Here is a 19557-nt window from a genome sequence, read left to right on the forward strand (position 1 = left end):
CCCGGCGGAGGCGGCCAGCGCCTCGGGCGAGGCCGCGGAGAGCGGATACAGCCGTGGCCCGTCGGGCTCGTCCGGCGCGCCCGGTGCGTGGTCCGGTGCCTGTTCGAGGACCACGTGGGCGATCGACCCGCCGTAGCCGAAACCGGACACCGCCGCGCGGCGGGGATGCTCCCGGACGGGCCAGGGAGCCGTCTCCGTGGCCACCCGGAGACCGTTACGGCCCCACGGGATCTCCGGATTCAGCCTCCCGACCAGGCTGGGCGGGATGGCCGCCCGGTGCAACGCGAGAATGACCTTGATCAGGCCGGCCACGCCCGCGGCGCCCTCCAGGTGCCCGATGTTCCCTTTGACCGAACCGACCAGACAGGGTTCGCCCGGAGCCCGGCCCGCACCGTAGACCACACCGAGCGCCTCGGCCTCCTCCGGATCACCGAGCCGGGTCCCGGTGCCGTGTGCCTCCACCAGGTCCACGGTCGCCGGGTCGATCCCGGCGTTCGCGCACGCACGGCGCATCATGTGTTCCTGAGCCGATCCCGAGGGCGCCATGATGCCGTCGGTGCGACCGTCCTGGTTCACGCCGCTGCCCGCGACGACCGCGAGCACCCGGTCACCGGCACGCCGTGCGTCGGACAGTCGGCGCAGCACGAGGACACCGCAACCTTCCCCGCGACCGTACCCGTCGGCGTCGGCGTCGAACGGTCTCGACCGGCCGTCCGGCGACAGCGCACCCGCCTCGGCCAGAGACAGCGTCTCCCCCGGCGACACGATCAGATTGACTCCCGCGGCCAGAGCGGTGGTGCAGTCCCCCGCGCGCAGGCCCTGGCATGCCAGGTGCAGCGAGACCAGCGACGCCGAACACGCGGTGTCCACCGCCAGGCTCGGGCCGCGCAGGTCGAGCACGTACGAGATGCGGTCGGCCAGTGCGCAGTTCGCCGCTCCGATCCCCGTCCACGCCTCGATGCCGGGCAGGTCCTCCAGGAGACGTCGCCCGTAGTCTCCGGTGCAGAAGCCCACGTAGACCCCGGTTTCACTGCCGCGCAGCGAGTGCGGCGGTACCCCCGCGTGTTCCAGGGCCTCCCAACCGGTCTCCAGCAGTATCCGCTGCTGCGGATCCATCTCCTCGGCCTCGCGCCCGGACATCCCGAAGAACGCGGCGTCGAACCCCTCGACGTCGTCGAGGAAACTGCCCCGGGAGACGGTGCGCTGCACCGCCAGATCGTGCTCCGGGCTCACCTCGCGGTACCACTCCCAGCGCCGCACGGGCGCGGGTCCGGACGTCTCCCGTTGCCCGGTCAGCAGATCCCAGAAGGACTCCGGGCTTTCCGCTCCACCGGGGAGACGGCATCCGACTCCGATGACCGCGATGGGTTCGGCCGCCCCGCTCATGGCCGCTCCCCTGCGGTGGCCCACGCGGGAATCTCCAGAATCTCCACGACCGCCGCGGCCAGCATGACTCCCGGACCGCTGCCCAACATCAGCACGTGGTCGCCCGGCCGGAGCGCACCGGTGCGCAGCAGATGATCGAGGGCGAGAACCTGGTCACTGGCGCCGCAGTGGCCGATCGTGCTGCCGTAGTCCCAGACGGACCGCGACATGGGCAGATCGAGCGTGTCCATGCACACCTGCTGCACGATCTCGCGGGAGTAGTTCATGAACGCCACCCGCGACACCTCGCCGAGACCGATCCCGGCCTCCGCCACCGCGTCCTCCGCCACCCGACGGAGTTGCCGTTGAACACGCATCTGTGCCAGAGCCGTGTCCGGACGGGTGCGGGCGGCGGTGGCGAACGCGACCGCGCGGGTGGCGAAATCCACGCCCTCACCGACCGTGATACCGGGCGGGAACAGCGGTTCGTCACCCCGGTGGGCGCCCTCCGCCTCCGGAACGGTCACCGAACACACCGAGGACAGCCGGGCGAAACCCGGTTCCGTACCGAGCAGCACCGCGCTGGCGGCGTCACCCGCGATGTATCCCCGTCCCATCCGCCACCGGTCCACCAGCGGTGTTCCGTAGTTGTCGGCGGCCACCAGCAGCGCGGCCCCCGGAGCGCGGCCGGAGCGCAGGATCGCCGTGGCCAGTCGCAATCCGGCGAACATCCCGTTGCAGCCCTGCCGGATCTCCGTCGACGGGACCTCACCGCCGACCAGCTGCCGCTGGAGATGAGCGTGCGGTAGCCACCCCTCGGGGCCCTGGTGCCACGTCGCCAGATAGAACAGCGCGTCGAGATCGCCGCCGTCGCGACCGCACCGTTTCACCGCATCCTCAGCCGCGTACAACGCCATTTCGGGAGCGGGGGTGTCGCCGCCCACGGCGGCACTCACGAGCTGGTGCGCGGCACGCTCCTCCTCGTCGTACAGACCGTTCCGGACCGCCCATTCCGTCGTGACCGTGCCGGGCACGTAGCTGCCCAGGCTCTGGAAGTACACGTCCATGCTCCTGACGGCTCCCTCCGGAATCGGCCCCGCGAGGCTGTTCGCACCGCACCGGGAATGCTTCAGCAGCCGGTACCGCACCGCATCTCCGAGCGTGCGACGTCGCCACCACGCCGGCACCGGGCGCGGTCGCCGGCGGCCGGCCGACGAGGATCCACGCTCCCGCCGTCGGTATTCGCGCCCCGCGCACCGAGAAGAGCACACGAGAAGGTGCCCGGCGAGTGCCGTCTTCAGGACAGTGGCAGCAGATTCCGACGTCCCACCGAGCACGGAATGGAGTCCCGATGGACCTCGAGTACAGCCCCCTGGACTACGAAGTCCAGGGTGACCCGTATCCCTACTACGCCCGGCTGCGCGAAGAGGCACCCGTCTACTACAACGAGGAACTGGACTTCTTCGCCCTCTCCCGGCATGCCGACGTCGCGGCCGCGCTGCGGGACTCCGAACGGTTCTCGAACGAGAACGGGCCGCTGATGGAGCGGGACTTCTGGAAGCCGGACTCCGCCCGCCAACACTCGATCGTGGCGATGGACCCGCCCGAGCACCCGCGCTGGCGACGCCTCATCTCGGGCAGTTTCTCCCCGCGGGCGATCGGCAGACTCGAATCGCAGATCCGGGAGATCACGCGGGAGTCGGTGGAAGCCGCCGTCGAACGTGGACAGTTCGACGTGATGCAGGACGTGATCTACCCGATCCCGATGGACGCGATCTCGCTGATCGTCGGGGTTCCCAAGGAGGACCGACGCGAGGTGCAGCGGATGCTGGAGGGCACCGTGCACCGGGAGGACGGTGCCACCACGGTGGGAGCGTCCCAGATGGAGGCGTTCAAGGCGCTCAACGAATACTACGCGAACCTCGTCGAACAGCGACGTCAGAACCGCGGAGAGGACCTGATCTCCGACCTGTTGAACTCCGAGATCGACGGTCATCCGCTGACCGACGAGGACATCCTCGCCTTCCTCCATCTGCTGGGTGGGGCCAGCACCGTGACCACGATCGACCTGCTCGGCAACGCCTGGTACTGGGCCTGGCAGAATCCCGAGCAGCAGCAGGCGGCGCTGGGCGGCGCCGTCAACGGCTGGATCGAGGAGACGCTGCGGTACGACTCGCCCGTGCAGATGGTGATCCGGAAGTCGCGTGTGGACATGGAACTGCACGGCGTGCACATTCCGGCCGGGGCGCAGGTGCTGATGCTCATGGGGTCGGCGAACCGCGACGGTGAGGTGTTCCCGGAGCCGGACCGCTACGACCTGAACCGGGACGCGAGTCAACTCCTCAGCTTCAGCCGGGGTGCGCACCTGTGTCTCGGCAACCTGATGGCCCGACGGGTGGCGCGCATCGTGCTGGAGGAACTGGTCGACCGCGTCGCGGACTACGACATCGACCCGGAAGGACTGGTACGCGTGCACCGCAGCACGGTCCGGGGGTTCCGCAGACTCCCCACCGTGATCACACTCCGCTGACGGTCGTCGCCGACCGGGGCACGGTGGCCGCGGCACGCCCCGGCGGATCTGCACCGACCGGCATCCCGGCGGCCGCTCCGCGCTCTCCAGCGGTGACCCGCACTCTGCTCGACCGGGGACATCCGTTACACCCGGTAAAACCGACGTTGCTCCATCAAGGTGGGAGGAATAACTCCTTCGGCGGATCTTTTCGCGACAGCGAAAAGAATACTCTACGACCGCAATGACCATGGAGCGCACAAGGGGGAACCAAACCCGATGAAACGAGTTTCGCGGATGACGGCGGTCACGACCGGCGTCATGGCCGCCATCGCGAGCACGCTTGCCCTGACGGGGACCGCATCGGCCACGGCCGATGCGGTCTCCACGCCCGACCGTTCCGGGATCCAGGTCGTCGCGTCCGGGGAAACGGCGGACGGTGGATGGGTCGAGTACACCGGGGTCGGCGAAGTCACCGTCGACGGATCCGCCGACGGCCCCGGAGCGCAGGCCGTGAAGGAAGTGGGAGGCGGCACCTGGAGCTTCGGATCCGGACCGAACGCCATCGGGCAGAAGAGCTGCTACTCACAGTACCGGCACTACGACGTCGCCCACGGATCATCGGTGTCGATGGACGGCAGTACCGACTCCGACTGGGTCGGTCCCGGTGCGGTCTCGAGCGCCCGCGTCACCATGTACACCACGGAGGTGTGCAGGGCGTACTGGCGGAAGTGACCCGCTGATCGCATCGCTGTCGGGCGACCGGGATCCCGGTCGCCCGACAGCGATGGGTCAGAGTTCCGCTGTCTCCGTTCGGCCACGGGCCCCGCCGGACTCGTGGTCCCCGAGCGGAACGAAATCCACCTTCTCCCGCACCCCGCAGTCCGGGCAGCACCACGTCTCGGGCACCGCCGACCACGGTGTCCCGGCGGGGAAGCCTTCGCGCGGGTCACCGACCGCCGGGTCGTAGACGTAGGCACAGTTCGGGCAGCGCATCGCCTGCGTGGTCCCCGCCGCCCCCGTTCCCACGGGCGCGGCCGTCCGGGTGGGTACGGTGTCCGGCTCGGGGGCCGGCCACACACGTCCGTCACCGCCGTGGCCGTGGGCGGCCAGCACCGTGTCCCGCTTGCGCGGGTGGATGTTGGCCCGGGTGATGTCGCCGTCGTAGTGCGCCAGCACCCGCGGATCCATCACCCGGCGCCAGAGCGCGGGCACGATCGCCAACACGATCATCCCCGCGTAGCCGGTGGGCAGGTTCGGCGACTCCGCGAAGTCACGCAGCGTCTGGTAACGCCGGGTGGGGTTGGCGTGGTGGTCGCTGTGCCGCTGCAGGTGGTACAGCAGCACGTTGGTGGCGATGTTGTTCGAGTTCCAGCTGTGGCTCGGGTTGACCCGCTCGTAACGCCGCCGGTCCTCCTTGCCGACGCGCTGCCGGAGCATCCCGTAGTGCTCCATGTAGTTGACGACCTCCAGCAGGGAAAACCCGACCACGGCCTGCAGCAGCAGGTACGGCACGATCCCGGCACCGAGCCAGGCGATCATCGCGCCCCACAGCACGGCCGACATCAGCCAGGCGTTGAGCACGTCGTTGCTCAACCGGTACGGGTGCCGGTCGCGCCGGGCGAAGCGGCGCTTCTCCAGCCGCCAGGCGTTGCGCAACGACCCGAACACCGTGCGCGGCCAGAACGCGTAGAAGCTCTCCCCCACCCGGGAGCTGGCCGGATCCTCGGGGGTGGCCACCCGCACGTGGTGGCCCCGGTTGTGCTCGATGTAGAAGTGGCCGTAGAAGCTCTGGGCCAGCGCGATCTTGGACAGCCACCGCTCGTGGCTCTCCTTCTTGTGGCCGAGCTCGTGCGCGGTGTTGATGCCGATGCCGCCGACCGAGCCGAGGGTCGCCGCCAGGCCGATCTTCTCGACGACGCCGAGATCACCGGTGCCGATCAGCCAGAACGCGACGACGAATCCGGCGTACTGGATCGGCAGGTACAGGTAGGTGATCCAGCGGTAGTACCGGTCGTTCTCGAGCCGTTCGAGCACCTCATCCGGTGGGTTGGTCCGGTCCAGCCCGGCCACGAGGTCGAGGACGGGCACGACCACGAGAATCACGATCGGCCCGATCCACAACCAGACACCCCAGCCGGTGGCCTCGCGCAGCCCGATCGCGAGGAACACCAGCGACGGCACCACCAACCCGAGCAACCACAGGTAGCGCTTGCCGTCCTTCCAGTGTTCGGTCGATCCCCGCGGGACCGTCCCGGTGTCGTCACTGACACGCATGTGGTCTCGACCTCCTCCGTCGGCTTTACAGAACCGTAGAGGTTGTCGAGACACTTTGACAAGACCAGCATGTTTGTAAAGCCCTGCCCCGGGGCTCCAGGCTGTCCGCGTGGTGGGCCGCGATCGGAGGTGCAGCCGGAGCCCCGGGCATGGCCGCCTACCGGTCGAGCGCGACCCGGTAGGCGAGCACAAGCGGACCCCGCGCGTCCCCGGAGGCCGGGTGACTAGGAGGCGCGCTGCAGGACGCAGAATTCGTTGCCGGACGGGTCCGCGAACACCGTCCACGGGAGGCCCGGTGCCGACCGGCCGATCCTGTCCGCCCCCGACTCCGCAAGGCGGTCCAGCACGGTGTCGTCGTCGCCGCCGAGCCGGACATCGAGATGCAGCCGGTTCTTCCCCCGCTTCGGCTCGGGCTCGGAACAGAACTCCAGCAGGGGCCCACGGCCGGACGGATGGCGGAGAGTGGCCGGTGCGGGCCCGTCGAACGGGATCCAGCCGGTGATCCCGGACCAGAACGCCGCATCGCGCTCCGGCGCGGCGCTGTCCAACGGGAGCGCCGCGATCGGCTCCGCGCCGACGTAGGCGTCCCGGTGCTCCATGACGCAGAACGCGTTGCCCTCCGGGTCGGCGAGCACGACCCACGGAACCTCACCCTGGCCGATGTCGGCGTGGACGGCGCCGAGCGCGAGCAGGCGCTCGACCACGGCATCCTGGCGGGCACCGCCCGCCAGGTCGAGGTGCAGCCGCGCGGGGGAGGTCGACGGGCTCGCGACCGGCTGAAAGCACAGATCGAGGAAGAAGTCCTCCCCGAAGGACAGCCGTGCCTCGTAGTGATCCGGCCGGTCGGTCGAGGTCTCGGCACCCAGGGCGGCGGCCCAGAACTCGCCGAGCCGTCTCGGCTCCCGCGCGTCCCAGACGATGTTCTCCAGTCGCATGGATCGCGTCTACCAGGACGTGCGCCCGGCCGCAACGGTAATACCGGTGCGCCGATCACGCGCTCCCCGGCGGACGGGAGCGGGCCGCAATAGTCTCGCGGGATGGGCACTGACAATCGAACCACCGCCGGGGATCTCATCCTGTATCTCGACCGGTCCGACATCCGTGCCGGCCGTCTGGAGGAGCTCAAGGCGGGGATCCGCCGGCTCGTCCCGGTCATCGAGCGGGAGGAGCCCCGGCTCATCGAGTACGGATTCCATCTCGACGAGGACGCCGGCCTCATGACGGTCACCGCCGTCCACCCGGACAGCGCCTCCCTGGAGTGGCACATGGAGGTCGGCGGGGCCGAGTTCCGCAAGCTGGGCGAGATGATCTCCCTCAGGGAGATCGAGGTCTACGGAATGATCTCGGAACGGGCCCACGAGATGCTCGAACAGAAAGCGGCGATGCTCGGGGGGCGGTCGGTCCGCGTGTCCGGGAGATACGCGGGTTTCGCGCGGCACGCGACCGACCACGGCCGGTGAACGGGACTCACGCCGCTTCGTCCATCGTGTCAGCGTTGAACAGCCACTCAGCTTGACCTGGATCAACCAACACCGCCGCTGCGTACGCGACTACGAACGACTCCCCGAACACCACGAAGCCATCGTCCGCTGGGCCATGATCCACACCACCAGCAAACACCTCACCTGTATTAACATCACCAATAGATCGCTACGACCTCAACATCTAGTAGTCGTTCATCGTCGCCGTCGCTAGACCCAGGCACGTGTGGATGGTTCGCCAAGGTTTGTTCCTCCAGCGTCGGAAAGAGGGACAGCCCTGCCTCGTTCCGTGCTTCTTGCCGGGCGCGAAGATTCGCGTCGTCGTCTATAACTGGGCCGCCGACAGTGGCGTCCACAACGTCTTTGACCTTAGCAAATGCTTGGCGCTGCCTTGAGGGCGACGTAGCCCCTGCTTTCATATCAGCTATGCTGACGAACAGCTCCGCCTCGGCCGTCGCACTCAGTGCGGAGCCCGAGGCGTACAGTAGTTTGTCCTTATATATGGATAGTGCGCGACCGAACGCTTCGCTATGAGCATCGTCCGTCGCTGCCGCGCTCATGCCGTTCAGGCCAGCACGACTCGCCCCGTTAATCTGATCCACAAGCGACGGCGCCACCTCACCAAACAAATCCGCGAGCTTCACCGGTGTCCACGTCTTCTGCAACCCATCGCGAGACACACGGCAGAGCATCGTGAACTTTCCGGACGAAAACAGAACCCGTCGAATGTCCTTCCAGTATCCAAGGTGTTCGGTGACGCCCACGACCTCCAGTGGATGGCGCTCCACCTCAAGGTCAGCGATTGCATCATTATGCACGACATACTCGGACGCGCCCACAGCCACGACCGAGTAGTGCACAGCCTTCGCACGGATAGGAATCAGGCCGGCGAGCAGGCGTTGCAAAACTTTGTTGACAGGCAAAGCTTCGCTCAACATGGACTGACCAGATGTCCCAGCCTGTCCAAATATGGCGGGAGATTCGTCCGCCATAGCCGTGAACTCGGAGATAAGAGTGCCTAGCTTGAAGACAGGATCAACCTCAAGAGTGACCTCGATTTCCACCAATGCCCCTCGTTTGAAGCTCGAAGCGGCCACGGCTGCATCAGCGCCAACCGCGTCCGGGATGTCCTCGATAGAGTTGAACTTCTGCACCGGCTCGGTCCGAACAACAAGTGCGTAATCGAGAGCCTTCTCGTCGCGGAACTCTTTGAACAAGGTTTGCACTATTGCCTTGCGTGAGGACTGCACCGTGCTTGAATTACTCGTCTGATATCGCGCCCCGGCCTCAGCTTTCGCAATTGCTGCGTCGGCAGAAACCTTGTTAGAAAGTTCCGCCTCCTCCGCTCGAGATATCGCGCGCGATACCTCTTCTGGAATCGTGTCCTTTTGCGACACTAACAGGCTACGCAAACTCACCTCATCGAGATATACAAATTCTCGCAGGGGTCGCTTCTCGGACACCTCCGCGACCGCTTGCGCACGCTTTTGGCGCGAACGTCGGTTCTTCCACCACCTCCTAATTCCCATTCTCATCATCATCCTCAATGAATCGTGTCGGGCGTCCACTAACTCGCTCGAACGCCAACGCTACATCCTCGTCCGAAACTATTTTTCGATTATCGCCAGCTGCCACAAGAGCCGCCTCCGTCCAGATCGATGCCAACCGTGCCGCTGACCAACCATCTGTTAGCAGCGCGACTTCCTGAAGAGGGAGATCGCCGATTGTATTGAGGCGCCGAGCACCGACGCTGAGGATTTCGTAGCGGTCTTCGAGTGTCGGAGTGCCGAACGAAATCTCCCAGTCGAAGCGCCCTGGCCGAAGCAGCGCCTCATCAACGTCCTTGATGCGATTTGTTGCCGCGATCACGACCACGTTCCCAGAGCCTTGATCAAACCCGTCAAGAAGGGTGAGTAGCTGGGCGACCAGGCGTTTTGACATCTCATGCGAGTCGCCTGTTCGACGTTCAGCGATACTGTCTATTTCGTCGAAGAAGATCATCGCGCGCTCATCCTTCGCGGCAGCCTCAAATATGCGCCGCAGTGTATCTTCGCTATCGCCTACCCACTTGCTTACGATCGATGGACCGCTCACAAGATAGAACGCCGCCTTTGATTCGTTCGCAATTATCCGAGCTAGATACGTCTTCCCGGTTCCTGGTAGGCCGGTGAAGATGATCCCTTTGACTGGGCGCGCGCCGATCGCACGCAGATCGCCACGCTTGTTTAGCTGAGTTTCGATAAGCTCAACGGCACGCTCACGAACCTCGTGATATCCGCCGAATGATTCGAAGGTTGGGCCGCTGCCTTCTGCACGCCCCACCAAGAAATCTTCAAGACCCTCGTCATCGATCCCTACATCACGAAACCGGAGAGGCGTTTCGCTGATGACCCGAGTTATACCGTCCGTCTCATTGAATTCCACTGTGTTTCCGGGATCGACATGGATCGCAGGTATTCCAGGAAGCACCCGGATACTAGCACCAACCTCCACAACAACACCGTCGTCCAGGACGCGACGAACTACGGCCACCTCAGGAATATCGGGCCACACGGCGTCTGGAACGATCTTCCATTCCGCCTCGCCAACAAAAACGACATCGCCCCGGTGCAGATCAATGGTTTGACCGACAGAGAACCTAGCGGTACTTCCGTTTGATGCGCGCCCGAGAAATGCATTACCACCCTCGAGAACGGCAAGAATTTTAATCAGTTGACCGTTGTCCCGTGCCTCAATGTCACCTCCTGTGGCACTCATCCCACTTCTCTCCCACAATCATCTCTGCCTCCACATGCGTGACAACGTACGAACTCGCCAAGATCGCAAGATCCGCTCGGCGTACCCCTTAACCGACTCTTGTTGGCTCTCCACTGGCATCAGTGCCTTCAGGATAATGCCGGGCACCGACATGGCATCCCCTTGGCACGCGCGTCTCAGAGCTCCTAACGCACACCGAGCCGCTCGGCGGTACCGCGCAGTCGTGATGCGCGCGAGGCCGGGGTACGCAGCAGGTCCGGGTCACGGACTTGATCAGGTTCTGGTGCCTGGCCCAGTCCGGCGCCATCCGTTCGGCGGCGGTGACCAGGTTCGCCGCTTGTTCATGCCGGCCGGTCCGGGTGTGCGCCAGTGCCCGGTCCGTGAGGTGCCGAGCGCGCGACGCCAAGGGCAGCGCTGCCGCCTCGTTCGGCATCGTGCGGGCGGCCTTGAGCGCGCTGCCGTACTCTCCTGTCTGCACACCGACATCGACGGACTGCATGGCGACCTGCGAGGGACCGAACGCGGTCTGATAGTCGTCGCGGTCAGCGCCCATCCGGTCGGCGACCTGAGCACTCTCCGAGAGCAGATTCCGGGCTCGGCTGCCGTTCCGTCCCCGAGCCGCCGCCGTCGCGGCCGTAAGCACGAGTGAGCCGTAGGCGGACAGCTCCGGCAGACTCACCTGCCCACGTGGCTCGACGGCTTCGGCAGTGCGGATCGCGAGCGCCTCGGCCTCTGCGTAGCGCCCGGACACCAGCAGTTGCCAGGCCACCGACCCGCGCAGAGTCGCGGCCAACAGCGGATCGGTGCCCTCACCTGCGAACTCGACAGCCTGACGGATGGCGAGAAACGCGGCGTCGGACTGCTTCAGATGCACCAACGTGCAGCCCGCTACCCAGTACCCGCGGGCGAGCAGTTCCGCCGCCGGTGGGCGTTGGAGGTCGTTCCCGGCGTTGACGGTGGCGCGCAGTGAGTGCAGCGCGGACGGCAGCAGGGCGGTGAGGTCGTCATAGCGTCCCGCCCAGTAGGTATCCCACAAATATGTGAGCGTTCGCTCCGCCTCTTGGTACGGCAACGGCTCCGCCGTGACAACTGAGCTGCCGACCAGGTCGTCCACACCACTGACGGCGAACCGCAGTGCGGTGACGCCTTCCTCCTGGTCGTGTTCCGGTAGCGATGCTCGCCCCGTGAGGTCGGCGAGAGTAACGTCGAGAGCACGAGCGAGCCGATGCAGGCTCGCGACGCTGGCTGTGTTCCGGATGCCTTGTTCCAGCTTGCGAACGAGATCCACGGACACCCCGGCCCGCTCGGCGAGCTGACGCTGTGTGTAGAGCCTGCCGCGTAACTCCCGGACGCGCTCACCGATCGCCTTGCCCAACACTTCGTCGGCCATCTCGGGCAACGCCTTCCTCCATCTATTGCCGCTCAGCTGAGAATAGCGATTATCCGACTGTGTGGCGAGGGGCTATCCCAATTTCACGGGCATGTCGTGTTCGTGCGCGGAGTGCATCCGTGTCACATGCGGACATCGCCGCTACTTCTTACCCCGAACGTGTACTCGGACGTACCGTCCTACCGAATATCAGACTACGCTTATAACGTTCGGCACATGAACTGGATCAGTGGCGGATGCCAACCGAATGCCTTCAAATTCCGGGCCAGCCGGTACGAGGAAGACCCTGACCTTATCGGCCACCAGGACCCCGATCCCGACGACATCGTCGACGCCGGTACCTCGGTTTATATGACACGCACAGCAGCCCGCACGCCGATCGGGAGTGGGCCTGGTGATCGCGCGGGACCGGGAACTGCTGTGCCGGGCGGCCGAGGTGATGCGCTCCTTCGGCCCCGTGGTGGTCGAGCTGATGGACCGTCAGGACGGCGGCGAACTCGCTGCCGCACCGATACGCGAGGTCGGCAACGCCTTCGTCGCCCTCGCCCACGACTTCCTCGACCGCGCCGACGAACTCGACGCACACGCGATCGAAAGCCGCACCGTCGGAAGTGGAGACGGTGCACGATGACCCACCAACGGTCCTGCTCGGCCGCCTCGGCACCCACCCGCCGCACTGGCCGACGGTGGACCCGGACACCCCCACTCTGCCCGCGCCGCAGGAACACGTGATGCGGCGCGTCCTCGCCGCACTCAGAGCCTGGGGCACCGCACCCTGCGCACACTGCGGGAACCAACCCGTCGCCCGGCCGGACCTCCCACGCGGGACCATCGACGGCCGCTTCTGCGGCGGCTGCATCGCCCGATGCCTCGATGCCTCCCACCGCGACCACTGGTGCCCCGTCGACGCCCTCGGCGCCGCAGGCGGGTGAGCACCTCGCCCCGCCGGTTATTGCGCTCGCACGCACGCCGTGGCTTCGGCCGGTCAGCCGTATCCGTGTGGCTACCGCACCGCGAGTTCGACATGATCCTGCGGCCCGACCCCAGGTCGTCATGGCCTCACCTCATTGGCGGCAACGACCAGCGGTGGGGCCCGTTCGGGTCGTCCAGCCACACCCGGTGGCCGTCCTGCCGGACGGTGAGGCCGAAGCGGTCCCAACCCGGCCGACCGAGCTCTTCCCACTGTTGGTGAACGGCTTCGAACCGGTCCCACAGGGCGATCGGGCCGCCCTGCCGAACCTTCCGCGCTCCCCCGTCGCCCGGCGAGATCTCCACCGCGCACCACGAGCCATCATCCCCGGCGAAGGTCGCCCACGCCGGTCCGGCACCGCGATAACCGAAGGTGACGCGCCGGGGTAATCGCGTCTGCGCGAGGAACCACGGGACCGTGGCCGTCCACGGGTACGGATCGAGCCGGGTCGTCGACCGGGTGCCGCGCTCAAGCTCGGGAGTGCCCGCCCGTGGGGTCGGCGGCGCGTCGTCGGTGTCACGCATCGCCATGAACCCGGCCCACTTCGGCAGGAAGCGACCTTCGAGCCGGTCTTCCAGGCGCCGGAGCAGCACCAGGTTCCCGGCGTGCACACCCCGCTTGACGTCAACGAGCACGAGCCCGCCCTCGCGCACCTGCTCGGCCCACGCCCACGGTACCGACGGCACGGAGCACGTCACGATGATCCGGTCGAACGGCGCGGCGTCCGGGAGACCCTCGGCGCCGTGAACGGCCGCGAGCGTCGGGGTCCGGCCCAGGCTCGCGAGCCGCTCACGTGCGGTCCGGACGAGTTCGGCACCGATGTCAACCGAGTACACCAGCCCGTCACCGAGACGATGCGCCAGCAGGCCCGCGTTGTAGCCGGTGCCGGTACCGATCTCCAGCACACGATGTCCGGCGCGCACATCGAGCGCCTCCAGCATCCGGACCATGAGACCGGGCTTCGTCGACGACGACACCGTGACGTGGTTGCCGTCCCCGGTCTTGTCGAGCGCCGTCACCAACGGTGCGTCGCTGTAGACGGCCTCCAGCCGACCGGTGTCGTCGTCCGATGTCTCGACCCACCCGGCTGCCGGGCGTTGTTCGTAGAACCGGGGGACGAACACGTGCCGCGGAACGTGTTCGAGGGCGTTGCGCCATGCCGGGTCGGTGAGCACGCCGTCGGCGGCGATCTTCTCGGCCAGCTTCCGTGCGTACTCGCGCCAACCCGGCACGGTTGTCGTCATCCGTCGGCACCTTCCGCGAGCAGCGCGGCGATCGTCGTGGTGATCGGCGCGTCGATGGCATCCTCGATCCAGCCATACTGGCCTCCGGCGTTGCATTCCAGGAACACCCAGCCTTCGTCAGGTCGGACGATGAAGTCGAAGGCGCCGTCGACGAGCCCGAGCTCGGCGTAGTAGCGGTAAACTCATAGGCGCAATCGCGCGGGTACTCGGCACCGTCCTGCCCGGACAACGGACTCCTAGCGGACCAGCCGCTCCACTTCAGCGATCCGGGTATCCAGTCGGGTGGAACTCGCCTCCGTCGCGGCCCCCCGGGCGTGGTCGAGCGTGGTCCTGGCGGCATCGAACACACCTGCCCGGGCGCAGGATTCGGCGAGCCAGGTCCGGTAGAGCGCGACTTCCCGGGCGTGCTCCGGGGTGTAGGCCGCGAGGGCGCCGGACAGCAGCGGCTCCGCGGTGACCGGATCTCCCAGTTCGATCAGGCAGCGACCGGCCATCACGTCGATCTCGTTACGGTCGAGCCAGTAGACCCACTCGGGCTCGGCCGCACCGGCCGAACGTCGCTCGTAGGCCTCGTCCACCGCGTCCAGCGCGCGCCGGGTTCCATCCCGATCGCGGGCACGGGCACTGGCCCACGCCACCCGTTCCAGCAGCAACGCCCGGACGAGTGGGGTGGTGCGGCCTTCGACACCCGTGATGGCCGAGCGGGCCAGTAGCAGCGCGTCGGCGGGGTCACCGACGTTGGCGATCTGGTAACTGAGGCAGGAGAGCAGTTGCCCGACCAGTGCGGGATCACCCGCCTCGTGCGCAGCGGAGACACCGGAGAGGTAGAGTCGCTTCGCCTCGGTGTAGTGCCCGGCATCGCCGCTGACCCACCCGGCGAGCTGGGCGAGTTCACCGACCAGGGTCAGCAGTCGTCGTCCGGTCCGCTCGGTGTAGGCGGCTTCGTTGACGAGGTGTTCGGCACTGGCAAGTTCCTTTCGCACCACCGGCAGCAGGTCCCGACCACCGATCACGTCGTCCAGGTGCCTGAGCTCGATGACCCGTTCGGCAAGCCGGTCTGCCAGTGCGGACCCGACCCGCCGCCCACTTCCCAAACGGATTTCGACCGGTGTGGGGGCCACCAGCCATTCGTGCGCGATCCGTAGCGGGTCATCCGCCGGACCGTAGAGCGTCTCCACGGAGACGTTCAGTGCGCGGGCGTAGGCGGTGACGTGGTCAGGGTTGATCGCACGTTTACCGGTCTCCAGCAACCCAAGCAACGGCTTGCTGTAGTGGGTCCGCCGCGCCATCGCGGAAAGACTCACTCCAGCCTCCTCGCGAGCGGCCCGCAGATTCGCCCCAAGATCGGACATCCGGCTCACCACCTGTAGACGACGGTAGACCACAGAAAAGTTCACAACGCTCGGTGTGAGGACGAAACTACCGGACAGATGCGGTCCGGACAGCTATCGACTCGCCAACCTGGCGCTTCCGGTCGGAGTGAGCAACGTCGAATCCGAATCAGGGGGTTACATGATGCGACGCGAGAACGTCCACGAATCACCCGGCGGCGCAGCACACTTCGACAACGGAGCGAGTCAATGATTGCGCGGGATCGGGAACTGCTGTGTCGGGCCGCCGAGGTGATGCGCTCCTTCGGCCCCGTGGTGGTCGAGCTGATGCAGCACCAAGACGGCGGCGAACTCCCCGCCGCACCGATACGCGAGGTCGGCAACGCCTTCGTCACCCTCGCCCACGACTTCCTCGACCGCGCCGACGAACTCGACACCCGCACGATCGAGGCAAACACGGATGACCGATGACCTCACCACGCTCCTGCCGCACGTCGGGCAACTCCCGCCGTGCCCGCTCCCAGCCACGCCGGATCCCGTGCCCACACCGGAAACCGACGTGATGCGCCGGGTCCTGACCGCCCTCCGCGCCTGGGGCACCGCCCCGTGCGCGCTGTGCGGAGCCGAACCCGTGGCCCGACCCGACCGGCCCCGCGGCACCATCGACGGACGCTTCTGCCACGACTGCATCCACGACTGCCTCGACGACCCCCACCCCGACCACTGGTGCCCCATCGACAACTGCGGCGCCGCAAGCGGATAGCAGCCGGCCGCCCGTTCAGTGCCGACCGGATCTCGTCACTCGGCACCGAGGACGAAGAGCAGGAAGCTCGGGCTGGTGGCGAGGAAGGGGTACTCGTCCGGGAACAGCTCGCGGGCGGCCGGCACAGGCCGCGGCTCGCTGAGGGTGGTGATCCGGAAGCCGGCCGCGGTGAAGGCGTCGGTCATCGCGTGCAGCGGGCGGTTCCAGAAGCTCATCGGGACGCTGTGACCGCCCAGGGTCCACTCTTCGGTCCAGTTGTAGGTCTCGAAGTAGTCGGTCCTGCGCCCGTCCCGGCGGTGGATGCTGTGGATGGCGAAAGGATGGTCGACGGAGACGATCAGTCGGCCGCCGGTCGTCAGCACGCGCCACAGCTCGGCGAGTGTCGGTCCCCAGTCCTCCAGGTAGTGCAGCACAAGCGACGCCATGACGTCGTCGAACGCGCCGTCGGGGAACGGAAGCGGGTCACGTAGGTCGACCACCCGCAGGTCCGCGTCGTTCCCGAGCCGCCGCCGGGCCTGGTCCAGCAACCCGGCGCTGGCGTCGATGCCGGTCACGTCGGCACCCTGGTCGCGTAGCGCCGCGAAGAGCGGGCCCGAGCCACACCCGGCGTCGAGGATCCGCCGACCGGACACGTCCCCGGCCAGCGCCAGGAGGGCGGGCCGCTCGCAATAGGCGTTGTCGATCCCGGACTCGTTCTCGGCCGCGTACGCCTCGGCGAAACCGTCGTAGTCGTTCACGCGGGAGACAGGGCAGACTCACCGGGATTCTCGGGCACGGTGGACATGCGGGCATCCTGCCCCGACCGACCCGCGCGGTCGAGTGGCCACGCCCGCGGCCCGACCGTGCCTCTCCCCGGTCGTCCTACGATGAGCGTCGCCGACCTCTCCCGCCGCTCCAGAGACGAGGGACCCACCGGATGACCCAGGAGATCGACTTCGCCGGTGCCCGCGGTTACGCCATCCCGATGCGTGCCCGGTTCCGCGGCATCACCGTGCGTGAGGGGATGCTGCTCGAAGGCCCCGCCGGGTGGGGCGAGTTCTGCCCGTTCACCGATTACGACGACGCCACCTCCACCGCGTGGCTGGCGACCGCGGTCGAGCAGTGCACCGTCGGCTGGCCCGCCCCTGTGCGCGACCGCATCCCGGTGAACTGCACCGTGCCCGCCGTCGGCCCGGAGCGCGCCCACGGGATCGCCGCGGACTCCGGCTGCCGCACCGCCAAGGTGAAGGTCGCCGACCACCCGGACTCGCTGGCCGAGGACCTCGCCCGCGTCGAGGCGGTCCGGGACGCGCTCGGGCCGGGTGGGGCGGTCCGGGTGGACGCCAACGCGGTCTGGGACATCGACACCGCCGTGTCCCGCATCCGCGAACTCGACAGGGCCGCGGGCGGCCTGGAATACGTGGAGCAGCCCTGCCGCACCGTCGAGGAACTGGCCGCCGTCCGGCGCCGGGTCGATGTGCGGATCGCCGCGGACGAGTCCATCCGCCGTGCCGAGGACCCGTTGCGGGTGGCCGTCGCGGGCGCGGCCGACGTCGCGGTGCTCAAGTGCACACCGCTCGGCGGGGTGCGGCGTTCCCTGGAGGTCGCCGAGGCCGCGGGGCTGCCGTGTGTGGTCTCCTCGGCGCTGGAGACCAGCGTCGGGCTGGCCGCCCAGGTCGCGTTCGCCGCCGCCCTGCCGGAGCTGGACTTCGCCTGCGGGCTCGGCACGCTCTCCCTGCTGGAGAGCGACCTCGCCTCCGGCCCCGGGTCGCTGCGTCCGGTGGACGGAGCTCTCCCCGTGCCGCGCACCCCGCCCGAGCCCGACCCCGCCCTGCTCGACACCTACGCACCCACCGACCCCGACCGGGCCGCCTGGTGGCGCGACCGCCTCACCCGCGTCCGCGCCGCCCTCGACGCCACGGAGGATGCACGATGACCGCACCAGCTCTACCCCCGGTATCTCCGGCGAGATCCTCACCGAGGAGTTCCTGAAACCCTTGGGCATCAGCGAGTACCGGCTCGCCAAGCAGATCAAGGTGTCCCCGCGCCGTATCAACGAGATCATTCACGGGACCCGCCGGATCAGCGCGGACACAGCGCTGCGGCTGGCACGCGCGTTCGGCACCTCGGCCGGGTTCTGGATCAACCTCCAGACCCACCACGACCTCCTGATCGAGCAGGATCGATCGGGCGACGCCCTGGACGACATCCATCCATTGGCGAGTTGAACCACCGGGCTCCGGACTCCCGAAGGGGAGTGACCCTGCCATCGGGTGTCACCCGATGCGCCGGTCCGGCCGTGGCGTCCTGTCCCGGTGCCCGCGACGGAGCGTGTAATACCCGACAGACCCGGCAATCCGGGGCACAGCACCGCCGGACGGAAGGGGATGTCGATGCGGATCCTCCTCGCGGACAGCTTCCCGGACGCCTCCCGCTCGGCGCTGGCCGACCACGGGCACGGCTGCGACTACGAACCGGACACGACCGCCGGTGACCTGCCGGAACGGGCACCCGGCCACGAGGTGCTCGTGGTGCGCAGCACCAAGGTCACCGCCGAGACGATCGAGGCGGCCGCCGACACGTTGCGGCTGGTGATCCGCGCGGGCTCGGGCACCGACACCATCGACCGCGACACCGCCGCCGCACGCGGGATCTGCGTGTGCAACGTGCCGGGGCGCAACGCGGTGGCCGTGGCCGAGCTGGCGTGTGCGCTGCTACTGGCGCTGGACCGCGACATCGCCGAGGCCGTCGCCGACCTGCGCGCCGGGCACTGGGACAAGAAGCGCTACTCGCGGGCGCGTGGGATCACCGGCCGCAGCGTCGGCGTCGTCGGGCTGGGCCGGATCGGGCTGGCCTTCGCCGAGCGGATCGCGGCGTTCGGCGCCGACGTCGCCACCGTCGCCCGGCCGGAGCGCGACGAGGACACGCTGGCCCGGGCCCGGGCGATCGGGGTCCGGTTCGTCGACAACCTGGACACCCTCGCCGCCACCTGCGACGTGCTGTCGCTGCACCTGCCCGCCACCGGGGACACCCGGGGGCTGGTGAACCGGGAGCTGCTGGCGCGGATGCCCCCGGGTGCGATCCTGCTCAACACCGCCCGCGCCGAACTGGTCGACGAGGACGCGCTCGTCGAGGCGATGGAGACCAAGGGCCTGCGCGCGGGGATCGACGTGTTCGCCGACGAACCGGGCTCGGGCACCGGCACGATCGACTCCCGGCTCGCCGCCCACCCGAACGTGTACGGCACGCACCACATCGGCGCCTCCACCGAGCAGGCGCAGCACGCGGTGGCCGCCGAGGTGGTGCGCATCGTCGACGACTTCGCCGAGGGCACGGTGGACCACTGCGTCAACCTGGACGCCGTGCTGCGCTCCGGCAGCCTGGCGACGCCGCTGCGGGTGGGCGACACGACGTGAGCACCGCACGCGAACGGGAAGCCACGGCCGCGCCCCCGCTACCGCACGGGGCGGGGGCCGTCGTGCGCCCGGGCA

Annotated in this window: 18 protein-coding genes; 8 read left to right on the forward strand and 10 right to left on the reverse strand. The window is 67.9% G+C overall.

The genetic code is table 11. The features are described 5' to 3' along the window. Together SACHA_RS0117170 and SACHA_RS0117175 are read right to left on the reverse strand one after the other, a co-directional pair. Positions 1-1386 (reverse strand): type I polyketide synthase (locus SACHA_RS0117170; RefSeq protein ID WP_028663292.1); only part of this gene is annotated, 1386 nt, incomplete at its 3' end. Beyond that, positions 1383-2432 carry a ketoacyl-ACP synthase III family protein gene (locus SACHA_RS0117175; protein WP_039739587.1) on the reverse strand — a complete coding sequence of 350 codons (1050 nt, stop codon included), beginning with the start codon at positions 2430-2432 and terminating at the stop codon, positions 1383-1385. The genes SACHA_RS0117170 and SACHA_RS0117175, both read right to left, overlap by 4 nt. Before the next feature lie 284 nt (positions 2433-2716). On the opposite strand from SACHA_RS0117175, the gene SACHA_RS0117180 reads away from it, so the two are divergent. Together SACHA_RS0117180 and SACHA_RS0117185 are read left to right on the forward strand one after the other, a co-directional pair. Further along, positions 2717-3895, forward strand: coding sequence for a cytochrome P450 (locus tag SACHA_RS0117180; RefSeq protein WP_019811757.1), 1179 nt, complete (start codon positions 2717-2719; stop codon positions 3893-3895). A 258-nt stretch (positions 3896-4153) separates the two neighbouring features. Next, positions 4154-4609 (forward strand): lactococcin 972 family bacteriocin, encoded by a 456-nt coding sequence (locus SACHA_RS0117185; protein WP_028663293.1) that lies wholly within the window; start codon positions 4154-4156, stop codon positions 4607-4609. Positions 4610-4666: 57 nt separating this feature from the next. On the opposite strand, the gene SACHA_RS0117190 is transcribed toward SACHA_RS0117185, so the two are convergent. Both SACHA_RS0117190 and SACHA_RS0117195 read right to left on the reverse strand, forming a co-directional pair. Continuing rightward, positions 4667-6151: a fatty acid desaturase gene (locus SACHA_RS0117190; protein WP_019811759.1), complete on the reverse strand. Its 1485-nt coding sequence runs from the start codon at positions 6149-6151 to the stop codon at positions 4667-4669. Positions 6152-6375: 224 nt separating this feature from the next. Beyond that, on the reverse strand, positions 6376-7086 hold the full coding sequence (locus tag SACHA_RS0117195) for a VOC family protein (protein ID WP_019811761.1): 711 nt from the start codon (positions 7084-7086) through the stop codon (positions 6376-6378). 102 nt (positions 7087-7188) lie between these two features. Between SACHA_RS0117195 and SACHA_RS0117200 the strand changes: the two genes are divergently transcribed. Beyond that, the gene (locus SACHA_RS0117200) at positions 7189-7611 is read left to right on the forward strand and encodes a hypothetical protein (RefSeq protein WP_019811763.1); all 423 of its coding nucleotides are present in this window, start codon (positions 7189-7191) and stop codon (positions 7609-7611) included. A 176-nt stretch (positions 7612-7787) separates the two neighbouring features. On the opposite strand, the gene SACHA_RS0117210 is transcribed toward SACHA_RS0117200, so the two are convergent. The 3 genes from SACHA_RS0117210 to SACHA_RS22810 form a co-directional block, all read right to left on the reverse strand. Then, positions 7788-9173, reverse strand: a complete 1386-nt coding sequence (locus tag SACHA_RS0117210; protein WP_456300007.1) for a DUF6414 family protein — start codon at positions 9171-9173, stop codon at positions 7788-7790. After that, the gene (locus tag SACHA_RS24100; RefSeq protein WP_083935894.1) at positions 9151-10389 is read right to left on the reverse strand and encodes an AAA family ATPase; all 1239 of its coding nucleotides are present in this window, start codon (positions 10387-10389) and stop codon (positions 9151-9153) included. The genes SACHA_RS0117210 and SACHA_RS24100 overlap by 23 nt, the downstream gene beginning before the upstream one ends. Before the next feature lie 88 nt (positions 10390-10477). Further along, entirely contained in the window at positions 10478-11779 is a 1302-nt protein-coding gene (locus SACHA_RS22810) for a helix-turn-helix domain-containing protein (protein WP_232211912.1), read from the reverse strand. A 394-nt stretch (positions 11780-12173) separates the two neighbouring features. On the opposite strand from SACHA_RS22810, the gene SACHA_RS0117220 reads away from it, so the two are divergent. After that, positions 12174-12410, forward strand: coding sequence for a hypothetical protein (locus tag SACHA_RS0117220; RefSeq protein WP_039739594.1), 237 nt, complete (start codon positions 12174-12176; stop codon positions 12408-12410). A gap of 428 nt (positions 12411-12838) precedes the next feature. On the opposite strand, the gene SACHA_RS0117225 is transcribed toward SACHA_RS0117220, so the two are convergent. Both SACHA_RS0117225 and SACHA_RS0117235 read right to left on the reverse strand, forming a co-directional pair. Then, positions 12839-13993: a methyltransferase domain-containing protein gene (locus SACHA_RS0117225; protein ID WP_019811771.1), complete on the reverse strand. Its 1155-nt coding sequence runs from the start codon at positions 13991-13993 to the stop codon at positions 12839-12841. 236 nt (positions 13994-14229) lie between these two features. Next, positions 14230-15345 carry a helix-turn-helix domain-containing protein gene (locus tag SACHA_RS0117235; protein WP_083935896.1) on the reverse strand — a complete coding sequence of 372 codons (1116 nt, stop codon included), beginning with the start codon at positions 15343-15345 and terminating at the stop codon, positions 14230-14232. Positions 15346-15573: 228 nt separating this feature from the next. On the opposite strand from SACHA_RS0117235, the gene SACHA_RS0117240 reads away from it, so the two are divergent. Then, the gene (locus SACHA_RS0117240) at positions 15574-15795 is read left to right on the forward strand and encodes a hypothetical protein (RefSeq protein ID WP_019811774.1); all 222 of its coding nucleotides are present in this window, start codon (positions 15574-15576) and stop codon (positions 15793-15795) included. A gap of 327 nt (positions 15796-16122) precedes the next feature. Here SACHA_RS0117240 and SACHA_RS0117250 read toward each other — a convergent pair whose 3' ends face one another. Further along, entirely contained in the window at positions 16123-16824 is a 702-nt protein-coding gene (locus SACHA_RS0117250) for a class I SAM-dependent methyltransferase (protein ID WP_019811776.1), read from the reverse strand. 179 nt (positions 16825-17003) lie between these two features. Between SACHA_RS0117250 and SACHA_RS0117255 the strand changes: the two genes are divergently transcribed. The 3 genes from SACHA_RS0117255 (at position 17004) to SACHA_RS0117265 (ending at position 19482) form a co-directional block, all read left to right on the forward strand. Next, the gene (locus SACHA_RS0117255; protein WP_019811777.1) at positions 17004-18002 is read left to right on the forward strand and encodes an o-succinylbenzoate synthase; all 999 of its coding nucleotides are present in this window, start codon (positions 17004-17006) and stop codon (positions 18000-18002) included. Continuing rightward, positions 17992-18294 (forward strand): HigA family addiction module antitoxin, encoded by a 303-nt coding sequence (locus SACHA_RS0117260; protein WP_019811778.1) that lies wholly within the window; start codon positions 17992-17994, stop codon positions 18292-18294. The genes SACHA_RS0117255 and SACHA_RS0117260 overlap by 11 nt, the downstream gene beginning before the upstream one ends. Positions 18295-18459: 165 nt before the next feature. Continuing rightward, positions 18460-19482, forward strand: a complete 1023-nt coding sequence (locus SACHA_RS0117265; RefSeq protein WP_232211914.1) for an NAD(P)-dependent oxidoreductase — start codon at positions 18460-18462, stop codon at positions 19480-19482. Positions 19483-19557 lie beyond the last annotated feature (75 nt).

It is taken from the genome of Saccharomonospora halophila 8, assembly GCF_000383775.1.
GTDB classification, from domain to species: domain Bacteria; phylum Actinomycetota; class Actinomycetes; order Mycobacteriales; family Pseudonocardiaceae; genus Saccharomonospora; species Saccharomonospora halophila.